Annotated in this window: 16 protein-coding genes; 13 read left to right on the top strand and 3 right to left on the bottom strand. The window is 68.6% G+C overall.

Going from position 1 to position 15,535, the window contains the following annotated elements; translation table 11 throughout:
- The first annotated feature begins 79 nt into the window (after positions 1–79).
- Complete coding sequence (gene rfbB / locus BJ988_RS20945) at positions 80–1,078, top strand: dTDP-glucose 4,6-dehydratase (protein WP_179659842.1); 999 nt, start codon at positions 80–82, stop codon at positions 1,076–1,078.
- Between the two features lie 17 nt (positions 1,079–1,095).
- Complete coding sequence (locus BJ988_RS20940; RefSeq protein WP_179661615.1) at positions 1,096–2,478, top strand: sugar nucleotide-binding protein; 1,383 nt, start codon at positions 1,096–1,098, stop codon at positions 2,476–2,478.
- A gap of 141 nt (positions 2,479–2,619) precedes the next feature.
- Here BJ988_RS20940 and BJ988_RS20935 read toward each other — a convergent pair whose 3' ends face one another.
- On the bottom strand, positions 2,620–3,555 hold the full coding sequence (locus BJ988_RS20935; RefSeq protein WP_179659841.1) for a TSUP family transporter: 936 nt from the start codon (positions 3,553–3,555) through the stop codon (positions 2,620–2,622).
- A 28-nt stretch (positions 3,556–3,583) separates the two neighbouring features.
- Here BJ988_RS20935 and BJ988_RS20930 point away from each other — a divergent pair, with 28 nt between their 5' ends.
- From BJ988_RS20930 to BJ988_RS20920, 3 genes are all read left to right on the top strand, one after another.
- Complete coding sequence (locus BJ988_RS20930) at positions 3,584–4,540, top strand: asparaginase (protein ID WP_179659840.1); 957 nt, start codon at positions 3,584–3,586, stop codon at positions 4,538–4,540.
- A 140-nt stretch (positions 4,541–4,680) separates the two neighbouring features.
- Positions 4,681–5,118 (top strand): helix-turn-helix domain-containing protein, encoded by a 438-nt coding sequence (locus BJ988_RS20925; protein ID WP_179659839.1) that lies wholly within the window; start codon positions 4,681–4,683, stop codon positions 5,116–5,118.
- Entirely contained in the window at positions 5,096–5,614 is a 519-nt protein-coding gene (locus BJ988_RS20920) for a hypothetical protein (protein WP_179659838.1), read from the top strand. Before BJ988_RS20925 ends, BJ988_RS20920 begins: the two co-directional genes overlap by 23 nt.
- 67 nt (positions 5,615–5,681) lie before the next feature.
- Here the strand turns inward: BJ988_RS20920 and galE are convergent, their stop codons facing one another.
- Entirely contained in the window at positions 5,682–6,659 is a 978-nt protein-coding gene (gene galE / locus BJ988_RS20915; protein ID WP_179659837.1) for a UDP-glucose 4-epimerase GalE, read from the bottom strand.
- 60 nt (positions 6,660–6,719) lie between these two features.
- Here galE and BJ988_RS20910 point away from each other — a divergent pair, with 60 nt between their 5' ends.
- The 8 genes from BJ988_RS20910 (at position 6,720) to BJ988_RS20875 (ending at position 14,769) form a co-directional block, all read left to right on the top strand.
- Complete coding sequence (locus BJ988_RS20910; protein ID WP_179659836.1) at positions 6,720–7,388, top strand: dihydrofolate reductase family protein; 669 nt, start codon at positions 6,720–6,722, stop codon at positions 7,386–7,388.
- Positions 7,389–7,516: 128 nt separating this feature from the next.
- Positions 7,517–8,431: a carbohydrate ABC transporter permease gene (locus BJ988_RS20905; RefSeq protein WP_179659835.1), complete on the top strand. Its 915-nt coding sequence runs from the start codon at positions 7,517–7,519 to the stop codon at positions 8,429–8,431.
- Positions 8,428–9,282, top strand: a complete 855-nt coding sequence (locus tag BJ988_RS20900) for a carbohydrate ABC transporter permease (protein WP_179659834.1) — start codon at positions 8,428–8,430, stop codon at positions 9,280–9,282. The genes BJ988_RS20905 and BJ988_RS20900 overlap by 4 nt, the downstream gene beginning before the upstream one ends.
- Positions 9,283–9,311: 29 nt before the next feature.
- Entirely contained in the window at positions 9,312–10,688 is a 1,377-nt protein-coding gene (locus tag BJ988_RS20895; protein ID WP_179659833.1) for an ABC transporter substrate-binding protein, read from the top strand.
- Between the two features lie 48 nt (positions 10,689–10,736).
- Positions 10,737–11,495, top strand: coding sequence for an enoyl-CoA hydratase-related protein (locus BJ988_RS20890; protein ID WP_179659832.1), 759 nt, complete (start codon positions 10,737–10,739; stop codon positions 11,493–11,495).
- Between the two features lie 59 nt (positions 11,496–11,554).
- Complete coding sequence (locus tag BJ988_RS20885; RefSeq protein ID WP_179659831.1) at positions 11,555–12,313, top strand: DinB family protein; 759 nt, start codon at positions 11,555–11,557, stop codon at positions 12,311–12,313.
- A 75-nt stretch (positions 12,314–12,388) separates the two neighbouring features.
- A complete protein-coding gene (locus BJ988_RS20880; protein WP_179659830.1) occupies positions 12,389–13,771 on the top strand; it encodes a cytochrome ubiquinol oxidase subunit I in 1,383 nt (460 codons plus the stop codon).
- Positions 13,771–14,769 carry a cytochrome d ubiquinol oxidase subunit II gene (locus BJ988_RS20875; RefSeq protein ID WP_179659829.1) on the top strand — a complete coding sequence of 333 codons (999 nt, stop codon included), beginning with the start codon at positions 13,771–13,773 and terminating at the stop codon, positions 14,767–14,769. The genes BJ988_RS20880 and BJ988_RS20875 overlap by 1 nt, the downstream gene beginning before the upstream one ends.
- Here the strand turns inward: BJ988_RS20875 and BJ988_RS20870 are convergent.
- Complete coding sequence (locus BJ988_RS20870; RefSeq protein ID WP_179659828.1) at positions 14,745–15,497, bottom strand: helical backbone metal receptor; 753 nt, start codon at positions 15,495–15,497, stop codon at positions 14,745–14,747. The two genes, BJ988_RS20875 and BJ988_RS20870, sit on opposite strands and share 25 nt — an antisense overlap.
- Between the last annotated feature and the right edge of the window lie 38 nt (positions 15,498–15,535).

Below are 15,535 nucleotides of genomic sequence, written 5' to 3'. Positions count from 1 at the left end.
CGGATGTTCACCCCACGTTCTAGGGAACCCGCCGGGGCGCGGCAACCACCAGGTGGTTAATTCTGCCTACGATGAACCGGTGAGACGGATTCTTGTGACTGGCGGTGCCGGGTTCATCGGCTCCAACTTCGTGCACCACCTCGTGGCCAACACCGATGCGTACGTGACGGTGCTCGACAAGCTGACCTATGCCTCCTCGGAGGCGTCGCTGGCGGGGCTGCCGGAAGACCGGGTGAAGCTCGTGGTCGGCGACATCGCGGACGCCGCGGTCGTCGAGCCGCTGGTCGCTGAGTCGGACGCAGTGGTGCACTACGCGGCCGAGTCGCACAACGACAACTCGCTCTCCGACCCGGCTCCGTTCGTACAGACCAACATCGTCGGCACCTTCGTGCTGCTCGAGGCGGTCCGCCGCCACGACGTGCGGTTCCACCACGTCTCCACCGACGAGGTCTACGGCGACCTGGACCTGGACGACCCGAAGCGGTTCACCGAGGACACCCCCTACCAGCCGTCCTCGCCCTACTCGGCCACCAAGGCCGGCTCCGACCACCTCGTCCGCGCCTGGGTGCGCTCCTTCGGCGTGCGCGCGACGATCTCCAACTGCTCCAACAACTACGGCCCGTGGCAGCACGTCGAGAAGTTCATCCCGCGCCAGATCACCGAGGTGATCGAGGGGCGCCGGCCGCGCGTCTACGGCGACGGGCTCAACGTGCGCGACTGGATCCACACCGAGGACCACTCCTCGGCGGTCTGGGCGATCCTCGAGAAGGGCCGGATCGGGGAGACCTACCTGATCGGTGCGGACGGCGAGAAGTCCAACGTCGACGTCGTCCGCGCGATCCTGCGTCACTTCGGCCGTCCCGAGGACGACATCGAGTGGGTCACCGACCGCGCCGGCCACGACCGTCGCTACGCCATCGAGTCCGGCAAGCTGCGCAGCGAGCTCGGCTGGGAGCCGAAGTACCAGGACTTCGACAAGGGCCTGGCCGCGACGATCGCCTGGTATCAGGAGAACGAGGCTTGGTGGTCGCCGCTGAAGCACGAGACCGAGACCAAGTACGCCGCGAAGGGGCAGTGACTGTGCCTGAGAACCGCGTGCCTGATCTGACCATCGAGAAGACCCCGATCCCGGGAATGCTGGTCGCTCGTCTGCCCGTGCACGGGGACTCCCGCGGCTGGTTCAAGGAGAACTGGCAGCGCGCGAAGATGGTGGAGCTGGGGCTCCCCGACTTCGGCCCGGTGCAGAACAACATGTCCTTCAACGCCTCCCGCGGCGCGACCCGAGGCATCCACACCGAGCCGTGGGACAAGTTCGTCTCCGTGGCGTGCGGGCGGGTCTTCGCGGCATGGGTCGACATGCGCGAAGGGGACTCCTTCGGCGCGACGTTCTCCATCGAGATCGGCCCGGACACCGCGGTCTTCGTGCCCCGCGGGGTCGGCAACTCCTACCAGGCGCTCGAGGACGGCACGGTCTACTCCTACCTGGTCAACGACCACTGGCGTCCCGGGTTCGCCTACCCGGCGCTCAACCTCGCCGACGAGACCGCCGCGATCGCCTGGCCGATCCCGCTGGACTCCGCCGAGATCTCCGACAAGGACCGGACCAACCCGCGCCTGGCCGAGATCGCCCCGATGAAGCCGAAGAAGACGCTGATCATCGGCGCCAACGGCCAGCTCGGCCGGGCCCTGGCCGCGGCCTTCCCCGAGGCAGACGCGGTCGACCTCGACGAGCTGGACATCTCGGACGAGAAGGCCGTCGCTGCCTGGCCGTGGCCCGACTACCAGCTCATTCTCAACGCCGCCGCCTACACCGCCGTCGACGTCGCCGAGACCGCCGACGGCCGGCGCACCGCCTGGGCCGCGAACGCGACGGCTCCGGCGCTGCTCGCCCGGGTCGCGACCGAGCACCGCCTGACGCTGGTGCACTACTCGACGGAGTACGTCTTCGACGGCACCGCCACCGAGCACGCCGAGGACGAGCCGGTCTCGCCCCTCGGCGTCTACGCCCAGTCCAAGGCTGCCGGTGACATCGCCGTCGCCGGCGCTCCCCGTCACTACATCCTGCGCACGTCCTGGGTCGTCGGCGACGGCAAGAACTTCGTACGCACCATGGCGGCTCTCGCCGAGAAGGGCGTCTCGCCCACCGTGGTGGACGACCAGATCGGTCGCCTGACCTTCACCGACACCCTCGCCGCGGCCACCGCTCACCTGCTGCGGTCCGAGGCTGCGTACGGGGTCTACAACTGCACCAACGCCGGGCAGCCGTGCTCTTGGAGGGACGTCGCCGCCGAGGTGTTCTCGCTGTCGGGGCGCGACGCGGGCGACGTGGGTGCGACCTCGACGGAGGCCTACTTCGCGGGCAAGGAGGGTGTCGCGCCGCGGCCGCTCAACTCGGTGATGTCCCTCGACAAGCTCACCGCCACCGGCTTCGAGCCCGAGGACCACCTCGACGCCCTGCGCCGCTACCTGAAGGCCTGAGGCTCGCTGGTCGAGCCGCCGGAGCCGCTAGGCGAAGGCGTGTCGAGACCAACACAGTTCGATCGAGCGCGACAGGGGACTGTGTTGGTCTCGACACGCTCGGCCGCAGGCGGCCTCGCGGCTCGACCAGCGGGGCGTGGACTACTTGTCCGAGCGGTCCGGCAGCCGCCAGGCAGCCGCATTGTTGTCGAAGGCGGCCAGCCCTCGTGACTGGCGGATGAAGCCCCACAGCAACGGACCCAGGAGCAGCATCCCGCCACCCAGGAACAGCAGGAACGTCGCGTCGGCCCCGAGCATCTTGGCGCCGGAGAGCGTCAGCATGATGACGATGCCGCGGCGGATGACCGACTGGGAGACCCAGCGCGCCATCCGGGAGCCGAGGAAGGTGCCGGGGGTGCCGCCGAGGATGAGCGGGATCAGCACCGCCCACTCGACTCCGTGGTTGATCACCTGGCCGATCGCGGCGGCCAGGACGAGCGGCACCGCCTGGACCAGGTCGGTGCCGACCAGCTTGACCGCGGAGAGCGTCGGGTAGACCAGCAGCAGCGCGATCATGATGACCGAGCCGGAGCCGACCGAGGTGATGCCGACCAAGAGGCCGCCGAGCGCGCCGATGACGATGGTGAGCAGCGGCTTCAGTCGGGGATCTTCCTCGGGGGCCTCGTTGCCGCCGGTGACCAGGCGAAGCTGGAGGTACATCCGGAACATGTAGGACGCGGCCGCGAACAGCAGGGCCCCGCCGAGAACGAGCTTGAGGAAGTGGTCGGTGTCACCGGGCGCCAGCTTGTGCACGAAGGTGCCTAGGAAGGCGAAGGGCACCGAGCCGATGACCAGATAGGTCGCCAGCCGGATGTTGGGGGAGCCGTGGCGCCAGTGCACCGTGGCACCGACCGACTTGTTGACCGAGGCGGCGACGAGGTCGTTGGCGACGGCGGTCGTCGGGGGCACTCCGAGGAAGATCAGCGCCGGCGTCATCAGGGCGCCACCGCCCATGCCGGTCAGCCCGACGACGATGCCGATGCCGAAGCTGACCACGAGAACGCTGAGTGCTTCTTGGGTGAGGAGGTCGGCGAGCACGGGGCAACTCTCACATAGTCTCGCCCCCATGCCAGCACCTGTGCCGTTCGCCGAGATCATCCGCTCCGACTTCGTCGAGGGACACCACTACGGGTCCGCCGTTGCCCTGGCCGCCGACGGCACCGTGGGGTGGTCGCTCGGCGACGTCGACTCGCCGATCCTGCCTCGCTCCTCGACCAAGCCGGTCCAGGCCCTCGCGATGCTGATCCTCGGCCTCGACCTGCCGCCCGATCTGCTCGCCCTCGCCTGCGCCTCCCACTCAGGAGAGGCGATCCACCAAGAAGGCGTACGCCGCATCCTCGCCACCGTCGGCCTGGACGAGTCCGCGCTCGGCAACATCGAGGACTACCCGTTCGGGGTGGAGGCCCGCGAGGAGGCGCTCCGTCGCGGTGAGCCGAAGACCCGGCTGGCGATGAACTGCTCCGGCAAGCACGCGGCGATGCTCGCCACCTGCGTCACGGCCGGCTGGTCTCTCGAGGGCTATCTGGATCCCGAGCACCCTCTCCAGGTTGGGATCCAGGAGGTGCTCGAGGCGTGCACCGGCGAGGCTGCGTACGTCACCGTCGACGGCTGCGGGGCGCCGGCTCTGTCCACGTCGCTGACCGGGCTGGCGCGGGCGTTCTCGACCATCGCCGCGGCGGTCGACGGCCCGGCCGCGCGGGTCGCCGCGGCGATACGTGCACACCCTGAGTACGTCTCGGGCACGACCCGCGACGAGGTGGCGCTGCACCGGGCCGTACCTGGCCTGATCGGCAAGCTGGGAGCCGAGGCGGTCTATGCGGTCGCGCTGCCCGACGGCCGTGCCTGGGCCCTGAAGGCCGACGACGGCGGTGACCGGGCGCGGCCGGTCGTGATGGCCGCCGCGTTGATCCGGGACGGGGTCGGCGACCTCGACGGGGTCGACGCCGACGCGGTGCGGGCGACCGGGGAGGCGCCGATCCTCGGGGGCGGACGCAGGGTGGGGCAGATCCGCGCGCTGCTGTGAATGCTAGCGGGTTGCTAGCGAGCCTGGAGGGCCGCGTTTCGGCGTGTTTCCGCTGGTTGATGAAGCAACTAGTAGGTGATGTGTGTCACTTTGGTTGCCGAGGACTTGTGTTTGCTAGCAATTGTTAGCACACTGGACGCATGGTCAAGAGCAAGGTCACGAGTGCGGTCGGCACGCTCGGCGAGTATCTGAAGGAACAGAGGATCTCGGCCGAGATGTCTCTGCGTCAGCTCGCCGACCAAGCAGGCGTGTCCAACCCCTACCTCAGCCAGATCGAACGCGGTCTGCGCAAGCCATCGGCTGAGGTCCTCCAGCAGATCGCCAAGGCGCTGCGGATCTCGGCGGAGCAGGTCTACGTCCGTGCCGGGATCCTCAGCCCTGACTCCAACGTCGGAGGGTCCGTGGAGCTCGCGGTGCTCGCCGATCCGACCCTGACCGAGCGGCAGAAGCACTCGCTGCTCGACGTCTATCACTCGTTCCTTGCTCTCAACAGTCGTGTCACCGACGATGCGCCGGCCGCCGATGAAGAAGCACCCCATCCTGAGGAGAACCCAGATGCCCACCCTGCCCAAGATTGAGACCACCAAGCCCCTCAACGCCGTCGCCGGCGTCGCCGACCTCGCCTACGAGACCGTCAAGGGTTACGCGACCGACATCCAGAAGCGGGTCGACGGCTACCGCTCCGAGGCGACCACCAAGCTGACCGACGCCCGCACCAAGGCGACCGAGAAGGCCACCGCCGCCAAGACCACCGTGACCGGCTTCAACCCGAAGACGCTCCCGGCCCTGGCCAAGGAGCAGTACGCCGTCCTTCCCGAGAAGGTGAAGGTGACCGTCAAGTCGAAGCTCGACGAGACCACCGACAGCGCCACCGGCACCTACGACAAGCTCGCCACCCGCGGTGAGACCTTCGTTGCGAAGCTCAAGAAGACCGAGATCGTCGCCGAGAGCCCCGCGGCCCCGGCCCCGGCCGCCGCGAGCCCCGAGGCGCCCGCCAAGCAGGCCCCCGCCAAGAAGGCCCCGGCGAAGAAGGCTCCCGCCAAGAAGGCCGGCACCACGAACGCCAAGGCCTGATCCAGGTCGAACAGCGAAGGCGGCCCGCTCGAAAGAGCGGGCCGCCTTTCATTTCGCCGGGAGCGGGTCAGCCGGGGTAGTCGTCGCCTGCGGCCTGGCGGGCCTCCCAGGCGGTGGCGACCATGGAGCGCAGGTCGTGGCGCATCTCCCACCCCAGGTCGCGGCGGGCGAGCTCGCCGGTGGCGACGATGCGGGCCGGGTCTCCGGGGCGACGCGGGTTGATGATGGGCTCGAACTCGATGCCGGTCACCTCACGGATCGTGTCCATGATCTGCCGGACCGAGGAACCGTCACCCGAGCCCAGGTTGTAGACCGGCTCGAGGTCCTTGCCCTCCGCGAGCCGCTTGGCGGCGACCACGTGGGCGCGGGCGAGGTCGGAGACGTGCACGTAGTCGCGTACGCAGGTGCCGTCGGGGGTCGGGTAGTCGTCGCCGTTGATCTGCGGCGTCTTGCCCTTGGCCAGGGCGTCGAAGACCAGCGGGAAGAGGTTGTGGGGGCTGGTGTCGTAGAGGTTCTTGCTCCCGGAGCCGACCACGTTGAAGTAGCGCAGGCTCGTGTGCGTGAGCCCCTCGGCGCGCGCCACGTCGGCGATCAGCCACTCGCCGATCAGCTTCGACTCGCCGTAGGGGCTCTCCGGGGTGGTCGGCGTGGTCTCGGTGACCAGGTCGACGTCGGGGGTCCCGAAGGTCGCGGCCGAGGAGGAGAAGACGATCTGGTCGACACCGGTGGCCGCCATCGCCTCGAGGAGGTTGGCGGTGCCGGTGACGTTCTGGGCGTAGGTGTGCAGCGGACGCTGCACCGACACCCCGGCGTACTTGAAGCCGGCGAGGTGGATGACGCCCTCGACGCCGTGGTTGCTGATCGCCTGCTCGACCGCGGACCTGTCGAGCAGCGACGCCTCGACGAGGGTGACGTGGTCGGGCACGAACTTCGCGAACCCCGAGGAGAGATCGTCGAGGACCACCGGCTCCAGGCCTGCGTCGAGCAGCGCCTGTACGACGTGCGATCCGATGTAGCCCGCGCCTCCGGTAACCAACCAACTCATGCGAAGAAGATAGCGTGGGTCTCGACAGGCTCGACCACCGGCGGCTCTAACGTGGGCAGGGTGATCCTCCTGCACGGTGACGGTGACCCGACCACTCCCGAGGGCCTGCGCGCGATCTACGCGCCGCCCCGACTGCCCTGGTTGCGCGTCAACATGGTCAGCTCCCTGGACGGCGCCGCGACCGGCCCCGACGGCCGGTCCGGCACGGTCAACAACACCGTCGACGTCGAGGTCTTCCATGCCCTGCGCGACCTCGCGGACGTGGTCCTGGTCGGAGCGGGGACCGCCGCCGCCGAGACGTACGAAGCCAAGGGAACCCCGATCGTCATCGTCTCCCGCCGCGGCCGGATCCCCGACGATCTCCGCGGCAGCGAGCCTGGCTCCGTCCGGCTCGCGACGGTGGCCGAAGCGCCGGGCCTGGCGGCGGCCCGCGACGAGCTCGGCGAGGAGAACGTCTACGTCACCGGCGCGGTCGAGGTCGACCTCTCCGCGCTTCTCACCCGCCTGCACGAGGAGGGTCTGCGGCACGTGCTCTGCGAGGGCGGGCCGTCGCTGCTCGGCACGCTGCTCGAGGCCGGCCTGGTCGACGAGCTCTGCCACACGATCACCCCGAAGCTCCTCGCGGGCAGCAGCCCACGCATCGTGACCGCACCGCCCATCGAGGTGCCGGTGTCCCTGGGATCCCTCATCGAGCACGACGGCACCTTGCTCGGCCGCTGGCTCCTCTGAAGGCCTCGACGTTCACCTGGTAATTCTGTGACGTTCATGATCAGTTTCCGGTAACGAAATCTTGAGATCAAGAGTTTTGCTCTTGACGGGGTCCCACCCAGCGGCTTGACTCACCGATCGTGCCAAGTATGACGGCAGTCACAGCGAAACGACCGCGTCAGGCACTCTCGGGAAGACGCGTACGGGAGTGGTTGACCTTTCTGGCGTTCGTGCTGCCCAACGTCGCGCTGATCGCGGTCTTCATCTATCGGCCGCTCTTCCAGAACATCTACTACTCCACCCTCAACTGGACGTTGGGCTCGAAGTTCGCCACGCCGGTCGGCCTTGGCAACTACCGCGACTTCTTCGCCTCCGGTGAGGCGAGCAAGGTGCTGACCACGACGGCGATCTTCACCGTCGCGACCGTCGGGCTCACCCTCGTGCTCGGCCTCGGCGTCGCGCTGGCGCTCAACCGCAGGCTCCCGGGTGCGGGTTTCGCACAGGCGACGGTCTTCGCGCCGTACATCCTCTCCGGCTATGGAGTCGGGCTCGCCTGGCTCTACATCTTCGACCCCAACATCGGCGCGCTCTCCGCGGTCCTGCGCGATGTCGGCCTGAACAGCCCGGAGTGGATCAACTCGCCTCCGTGGACGCTGACGATGGTGATCATCGTCTATGTCTGGAAGAACCTCGGCTACGCCGCGGTCGTCTACCTCGCCGGGCTGCAGGCCGTTCCGGGTGAGCTGCTGGAGGCGGCCGATCTCGACGGCGCCGGGCCGGTGAGGCGGTTCTTCACGGTGACCCTTCCGCTGCTGTCGCCGACCACGTTCTTCCTGATGGTCACCACGATCCTCAGCAGCCTGCAGGCCTTCGACCTCCTGATCGCGATGGACAAGCTCGGCCGTGGCGCCCGCACCCTGATCTTCGACGCCTATCTCACGGGCTTCAAGGAGCAGAGCCAGGCGGGCTACTCCGCGATGCTCTCGACGGTGCTCTTCGCGATCCTCGTCGTGCTCACGCTCGTCCAGCTGATCGTCGTCGAGAGGCGGGTGCACTACCGATGAGCGCGACTGCTCCTTCGCGCAGGGTGCGGCTGACGCCGCTGACCGTACGCGACTACCTGATCCTGCTGCTCGCAGTCCTCGTCGTCGTGCTGCCGCTCGGCTACATGTTCTTGGCGTCCTTCAAGGGTCCCGGCGATCTGGCGACGACAGACCTGGTCGTCTTCCCCGAGGTCTGGAAGCCGGAGAACTACTCCGAGGCCGCGCAGAAGGTCTCCTTCGGGCGACTCTTCCTCAACTCCAGCATCGTCACGGTCGTCGGCGCCGGGCTGAAGGTGCTGCTGGCGATCCTGACGGCGTACGGCTTGGTCTTCTGCGAGTTCCCCGGCAAGAAGTACGTCTTCTGGGGCGTGCTCGCCACGATGATGGTGCCGCCGCAGGTCACCGCCCTCCCCAACTTCGTCTTCATCAGCAGCCTCGGCGGCGAGAACACCTACTGGGGCCTCATCCTGCCTGGCCTCGGCACCGGCTTCGGTACGTTCCTGCTGCGCCAGTCATTCATGCAGCTGCCCTACGAGGTGATCGAGGCGGCTCACCTCGACGGCGCCGGCCACTGGCGGCGCTTGTGGCACTGCGTGGTGCCGATGTCGCTGCCGTCGATCGCGACCGTCGCTCTGGTCGCCGTGGTCTACGAGTGGAACGACTATCTGTGGCCGCTGATCATCATCACCGATCCGGAGATGATGACGCTGCCCCGCGGTCTGACGCTGCTGCAGAACAGCGAGTCCGCGGCCAGCTCGTTCGGGGTGCTGATGGCCGGCACCGTGATGGTGCTGCTGCCGATCCTCGCCGTCTTCGCGATCCTGCAGCGCCACATCGTCAACGGCTTCACCCAAGGCGGCGTCAAAGGCTGACGTCCGCCATGACAGGGAAGGGATGCTCCATGAACAACTCGTCCAACCTGCATCGCTCGGGTCTGATCCTGGATCGGCGACGGTTCCTCGGCCTCAGCGCCCTGGGCATCTCCGCGGCGGCACTCTCCGCCTGCGGCGGCGGTCCGTCGACCAGCGGCGGCGGCAACAGCGGCAGCACCGTCGAGCAGATCGACTTCAGTGGTGTGAAGCCGGCCAAGGAGATCACCTTCTGGACCTCCAACCCAGGTGACTCGATCAAGGTCAGCACCGAGATCGTCGACGCCTTCAACTCCTCGCAGTCCGACATCACGGTCAAGCTGGTCACGGCCGGCGCCGACTACGAGGAGATCGCGCAGAAGTTCCAGACGGCGCAGACCGGCGGCAACCTGCCCGACATCATCAACCTGTCGGACGTGTGGTGGTTCCGCTACAAGATGAACGACCAGATCATCCCGCTCGACTCCCTCTTCGAGGCGCTCGAGTTCGACACCGACGACTACGTCGACTCGCTGCTGAGCGACTACCTCTACGACGACGCCCACTGGGCGGTGCCGTGGGCTCGCTCGACACCGCTCTTCTACTACAACCTGGACCACTGGAAGAAGGCCGGGCTCTCCGACCAGGGACCGCAGAGCTGGGAGGAGTTCGGCGAGTGGACGACCAAGCTCGCCGAGAGCAGCGGCGCGAAGTTCGCCTTCCAGCTCCCGGCCCTGGCGGGCTACGCCGGCTGGACCCTGCAGAACAACCTGTGGGGCTGGGATAGCGGCTGGTCGAAGGAGGAGTCCTTCGACATCACCTGCAGCTCGGCCGAGTCGGTCGAGGCGCTCTCCTTCCTCAAGGACTGGGTCTACAAGGACAAGGTCGCCGGCGTGGCCGGGGTCGACCAGATCCAGGACTTCGCGGCGGGCGTCGCCAGCGCCACCGTGGGCTCGACCGGGGACCTCATCAACGCGATCACCTCGGCGAAGTTCGACGTCGGCGTCGCCCCGCTGCCCGCCGGGCCGGTGGAGAGCGAGCGGATCTGCCCGACCGGTGGCTCGGGCGTCGGCATCCCGAAGGACATCAGCCCGGAGCGGCAGCTCGCGGCGGGAACGTTCATCAAGTTCCTCACCGAGCCCGAGCAGGCGATCAAGTTCTCCGAGGCGACCGGTTACGTGCCGATCCGCAAGTCCGCCGACCCGGCCGCGATCGTGAAGAAGACCCCGCAGGCGCAGGTCGCGATCGACCAGCTCGCCAACACCCGCTCGCAGGACTACGCCCGCGTCTTCCTGCCCGGTGGCGACCTGGAGATGGCCAACCACATGGCCGCGATCCTCACCGAGAACAAGGACGTCCAGGCCGAGATGGACAGCCTCAAGACGGCGCTGGAGAAGATCTACACCGACCAGGTGAAGCCGCACATCTGATGAACACGGGCGTAGGGCATCCCGCGGGGTGCCCTACGCTCGGTTCCCGTGAGCGAGGACTTGATAGTGGAGCGGCGCCCCGGCGTCGTACAGGTGACCTTCAACCGGCCGCAGAAGCACAACGCCTTCACGTACGAGATGTACGGCGAGCTGCACGCTCTGTGCGACGAGCTCGCGTCGGACGAGTCGGTGAAGGTGCTGGTCCTGACCGGCACCGGCGGACGGGCGTTCGCCGCCGGCAACGAGATCTCCGACTTCCTCTCCCGCGATGCGGTGGACTACGAGGACTGGATCCGCGCGCTGCTCGAGAAGCTGTTCGCCCTTCCGCAGGTCACCATCGCCGCGGTCGACGGGGTCTGCGTCGGCGGCGGTCTCGCGGTCGCGACCCACTGCGACCTGCGGGTCGCGACGCCGCACTCGCGCTTCGGCTACCCGATCGCGAAGACCCTCGGCAACGCGCTCGCGGCCTCCATCGTCTACCGTGCCGCCGCCGTCTTCGGCGAGCCGGTCGTGCGCGAGATGCTCCTCGCCGCGCGGCTGGTCGGCGCCGACCGCGCCTATGCGACCGGCGCGCTGACCGCGGTCACCGACTCGCTGGCCGACGAGGTCGACGCCCTGGTCGAGGGGATCCTGCCGCTGTCCGGCGTCACGGTCCGGGCCACCAAGAGCCAGCTCGCCGACTTCGCCGCCCGCACCGAGGCCTCGCCGAAGGGTGACGAGGACCTGCTGCGCGAGGTCTACACGGGCGAGGACTTCAAGGAGGGCGTTCGCGCGTTCCTGGCCAAGGAGAAGCCCGTCTTCCGCTGACCGTTACCCGTTGGCCTTTACTCCGTTGACGGGTGCGCCGGGCGGGCAGACGATGGCGTATGACTTCCGAGCAGAAGACGTACGTCGACAGCGACCGGTTCCGGGACGCGCTGATCCGGCAGAGCGATCTCAGCGGTCTGGAGATCCGGGACTGCTGGTTCGAGGAGCGGCTGAAGATCGTCGACTGCTTCGGCCGCGACGTCTATCTCGCCGGCGACTTCGGGCGGATCGTGGTCAACGACGTCGACGTGACGGCGTACGTCGCGGCCGAGCTCGATCGCGCGGCGCCCGACCGGGTGCTGGCCCGCGAGGCCCGGACCGCGGACGAGATCCGCGCGGCCTGGGCGGCCATCGAGTCGACATGGTCGGCGACGACGGAGCGTATCCGCGCGCTGCCGGAGGAGCTGCTCCATGAGCGGGTCGACGATGAGTGGTCGTTCATCGAGACCTTGCGCCATCTGCTCTACGCCAGCGACAAGTGGCTCGGCAACCCGGTCCTCGAGGAGGACGATCCCTACCACCCGCTCGGCTACGGGCCCGCGGGCGCGGATGAGGCGGGCTCGGGGCTCACCGTCGACGCCGACCCCTCGCTCGACGAGATCCTGGCGCCCCGCCTCGCCCGGATGGACACGATGCGCGCGTTCGTCGCGGGAGTCACCGATGCGGACCTCGACCGGCTCTGCGCCCGCAAGCCGGTCGGCAACGACCCCGAGGCCGACTACGACGTACGCCGCTGTCTCAAGGTCGTGCTCGCCGAGGAGGCCGAGCACCACCGCTATGCCGTGCGCGACCTGGCCGTTCTGACCTCGCGCGACTGAGTCTTCGCCTGTCATCAGGCCCGGCTGCCGCGTTTCAGGTGGCAAGGTGGCCCGCGGTGTGCGTAGTCTCGAACCGTGATCGCCGAAGCGCTTGCGCTCGCCACCGAGGAGCCTGCGGGGCTCCTGCCGGCGCGCCAGCAGATGGCCTTCTCGCTCGGCTGGCACATCATCCTGGCCTGCTTCGGCGTCGCCTTCCCGACCATGATCTTCGTCGTCCACCTCCTCGGTCTTCGCGGCAACGAGGTCGCACTCGTCCTGGCGAAGCGGTGGGCGAAGGTCTCGGCGGTGCTCTTCGCGATCGGCGCGGTCTCCGGCACGGTGCTCAGCTTCGAGATGGGGCTGCTCTGGCCGGGACTGATGGGCAAGTTCGGCGACGTCCTCGGACTGCCGTTCGCGTTCGAGGGCCTCTCGTTCTTCACCGAGGCGATCTTCCTCGGCCTCTACCTGTACGGCTGGGGACGGATGTCGCCGCGCCTGCACCTCCTCTGCCTGGTGCCGATGGCGGCGGCCGGGATCTTCGGCACCTTCTGCGTGATCTCGGTCAACGCCTGGATGAACATGCCCACCGGCTTCCGCATCACGGCCTCCGGAGACGTGGTCGACGTCGAGCCCTGGAAGGCGATGTTCAACGAGGGCGCGCTGCTGCAGTTCCTGCACATGTGGCTGGCGGCTTTCATGGTGGCGGGCTTCGTGATCGCCGCGGTGTACGCCGCCGGCATCCTCAGAGGGCGGCGCGACCGCCATCATCGGCTCGGCTTCACCGTGCCGTTCGTCTTCGGTTCGGTCGCGGCGGTGCTCCAGCCGGTCGTCGGACACATCCTCGGCATCCGCCTGGGCGAGACCCAGCCGGCGAAGCTGGCCGCCTTCGAGCTCGCCGACACCACCGAGCAGCCGGCGCCGCTGCGCCTGGGTGGACTGATGATCGACGGCGAGCCGCGCTACTTCATCGAGATCCCCAACTGGGGCTCCTTCATCGCCCGCGGAAGCTTCGACCTGCCCGTACGCGGTCTGGACACGTTCCCGGCCTCCGACCTCCCGCCGGTCAACATCACCCACATCGCGTTCCAGACCATGGTCGGCATCGGATCACTGCTGATGCTGGCCGTCATCGTCTACTGGCTGCTGCGCTGGCGCGGCCGCGACCTGCTCGACACCCGTTGGTTCTGCTGGTTCGCGGTCGCCGCGGGGCCGCTGGCCGTGATCGCGCTCGAGTCCGGTTGGGTCGCCACCGAGGTCGGCCGCCAGCCGTGGGTCGTCTACGACGTCATGCGCACCGTCGACGCGGCCGGGGACAACCCCGGTCTGTGGTGGGTCTTCGGCACGACGCTGGTGGTCTACACGCTGCTGACGATCGGCGCCGTCCTGGTGCTGCGCTCGATGGCGCGGCGGTGGCGCGAGGACGGTGAGGAGCTCCCCAGCCCGTACGGCCCGGCCGCGCTCGCCGAGGACGGCCGCTGATGAGTCTGGAGGTGGCGGTCGCCGCTGCGTTGTTCGTCGGGGTCCTGGCGTACGCGCTCTTCGGCGGAGCCGACTTCGGGTCGGGCTTCTTCGACCTCACTGCCGGTGGAGCGCGGCGGGGTGCAGAGGTTCGCACGCTGGTCGATCACAGCATCGGCCCGGTGTGGGAGGTGAACCATGTCTGGCTGATCTACTGCCTGGTCGTGTGGTGGACCGCGTTCCCGGAGTCGTTCGCCGCCGTGATGACGACGTTGATCGTGCCGTTGCTGCTGGCGCTGCTCGGCATCGTGCTGCGCGGAGCGTCGTTCGCCTTCCGGAAGTACTCCGCGACGCTGTCGCAGGCTCGTACGTTCGGGGTCGTCTTCGCGGTCTCCTCGATCATCACGCCGTTCTTCCTGGGGACCGTCGCCGGCGCGATCGCCTCGGGCCGAGTGCCTGCCGAGGGATACGGCGATCGCTGGTCGTCGTGGGTGAACCCCACCTCGGTCTTCGGAGGGATCATCGCCGTCGGCACCTGTGCCTTCCTGGCCGGCGTGTTCCTCTGTGCCGATGCCGTACGTGCCGGGAAGCCCGATCTGGCCTCGACCCTGCGGACCCGGACCCTCGGCGTCGGGCTCGCCACCGGACTGGTCGTCTTCATCGCGTTGATCCCGATCCAGATCGACGCCCCGACGTTGGCCGACGGGTTGGAGCGACAGGCAGCGCCGCTGATCATCTGCTCGTTCCTGGCCGGCGTCGCCACCTTGTGGCTGGTCTGGACGGACCGTTTTGCGCTCGCCCGGCTTCCGGCCCTGATCGCGGTGGCCACCGTGATCTCCGGCTGGGGAGTCGGCCAGTATCCGTGGCTCCTGGTCGACGAGGTCCTTCTCGCCGATGCGGGCGGCGCCGACGCGACCCTGAGGGCGCTGCTGGTGGCCGTCGCGATCGCGGGGGTCGTGGTCGGACCTCCGCTGGTCCTGCTGTTCCGGCTCACTCAGACCGAGCGATGGAGCAGGTGAGCCTCGACGAGGCTCGGGCCGTACCAGGTGATCAGCCGGCCGCTGACCAGCTCGGTCGGGGTGTGGGTGAAGGCCTCCGGGCCGTCCTCGGCCGTGAAGACGTACGGCTCGTCGGGCAGCAGCACGACGTCCGCTCCGGCTCCGTCGATCTCGGTCAGCTCGACGTGCGGATAGCGGTCCTCGGACGGGTTGAGCGCGGTGGTGTCGAAGACGTTCTCCCAGCCCAGGCGCCGCAGCAGGTCGCCGGTGAAGGTCCGTGAGCCGACCACCATCCACGGGTCGCGCCAGATCGGCACCGCGACCCGCCGGGTGACCCGGGGGAGCGGCCCGCACCAGAGCCGGCGGGCCTCCACGAGCCAGTCCGGGCGGTCCCAGCCGAGCCCGTCGAGGAGCCGCTCCATCGCGCCGATGGCGTCCGGGACCGTCTCGATGTCCGTGACCCAGACCCGTACGCCCCGCTCTCGCAGCCGGCGCACGTCGAGCTCCCGGTTCTCCTCCTTGTTGGCCACCACGACGTCCGGCGCCAGCGTCGCGATCGCGGCCAGATCGGGGTTCTTGGTCCCGCGTACGCGAGGAACGTCGAGGTCCGCCGGATGCGTGCACCAGTCCGTGGCGCCGACGACCCGGTCCGCCGCGACCGAGACGAGGGCTTCCGTCAGCGACGGGACGAGCGAGACCACCCGCGTCGCGGGGCGCGGGCCGTCGTACGGAGTGCCTAGGTCGTCCATGTCTCTCCTCCGCTGGTCGAGCCGCTGGCTCCTCCGCT

Source organism: Nocardioides panzhihuensis, assembly GCF_013408335.1.
In the GTDB taxonomy this organism is placed as follows: domain Bacteria; phylum Actinomycetota; class Actinomycetes; order Propionibacteriales; family Nocardioidaceae; genus Nocardioides; species Nocardioides panzhihuensis.
Note: the sequence above shows the minus strand (reverse complement) of the source record. Positions and strands in the feature narration are given on the sequence as shown.

Coding starts and splice junctions, on each gene's coding strand:
- BJ988_RS20930 (WP_179659840.1), top strand. CDS start 3,584: ATGCCAGCACCTGTGCCGTTCGCCGAGATCATCCGCTCCGACTTCGTC.
- BJ988_RS20925 (WP_179659839.1), top strand. CDS start 4,681: ATGGTCAAGAGCAAGGTCACGAGTGCGGTCGGCACGCTCGGCGAGTAT.
- BJ988_RS20920 (WP_179659838.1), top strand. CDS start 5,096: ATGCCCACCCTGCCCAAGATTGAGACCACCAAGCCCCTCAACGCCGTC.
- galE (WP_179659837.1), bottom strand. CDS start 6,659: ATGAGTTGGTTGGTTACCGGAGGCGCGGGCTACATCGGATCGCACGTC.
- BJ988_RS20905 (WP_179659835.1), top strand. CDS start 7,517: ATGACGGCAGTCACAGCGAAACGACCGCGTCAGGCACTCTCGGGAAGA.
- BJ988_RS20900 (WP_179659834.1), top strand. CDS start 8,428: ATGAGCGCGACTGCTCCTTCGCGCAGGGTGCGGCTGACGCCGCTGACC.
- BJ988_RS20895 (WP_179659833.1), top strand. CDS start 9,312: ATGAACAACTCGTCCAACCTGCATCGCTCGGGTCTGATCCTGGATCGG.
- BJ988_RS20885 (WP_179659831.1), top strand. CDS start 11,555: ATGACTTCCGAGCAGAAGACGTACGTCGACAGCGACCGGTTCCGGGAC.
- BJ988_RS20875 (WP_179659829.1), top strand. CDS start 13,771: ATGAGTCTGGAGGTGGCGGTCGCCGCTGCGTTGTTCGTCGGGGTCCTG.
- BJ988_RS20870 (WP_179659828.1), bottom strand. CDS start 15,497: ATGGACGACCTAGGCACTCCGTACGACGGCCCGCGCCCCGCGACGCGG.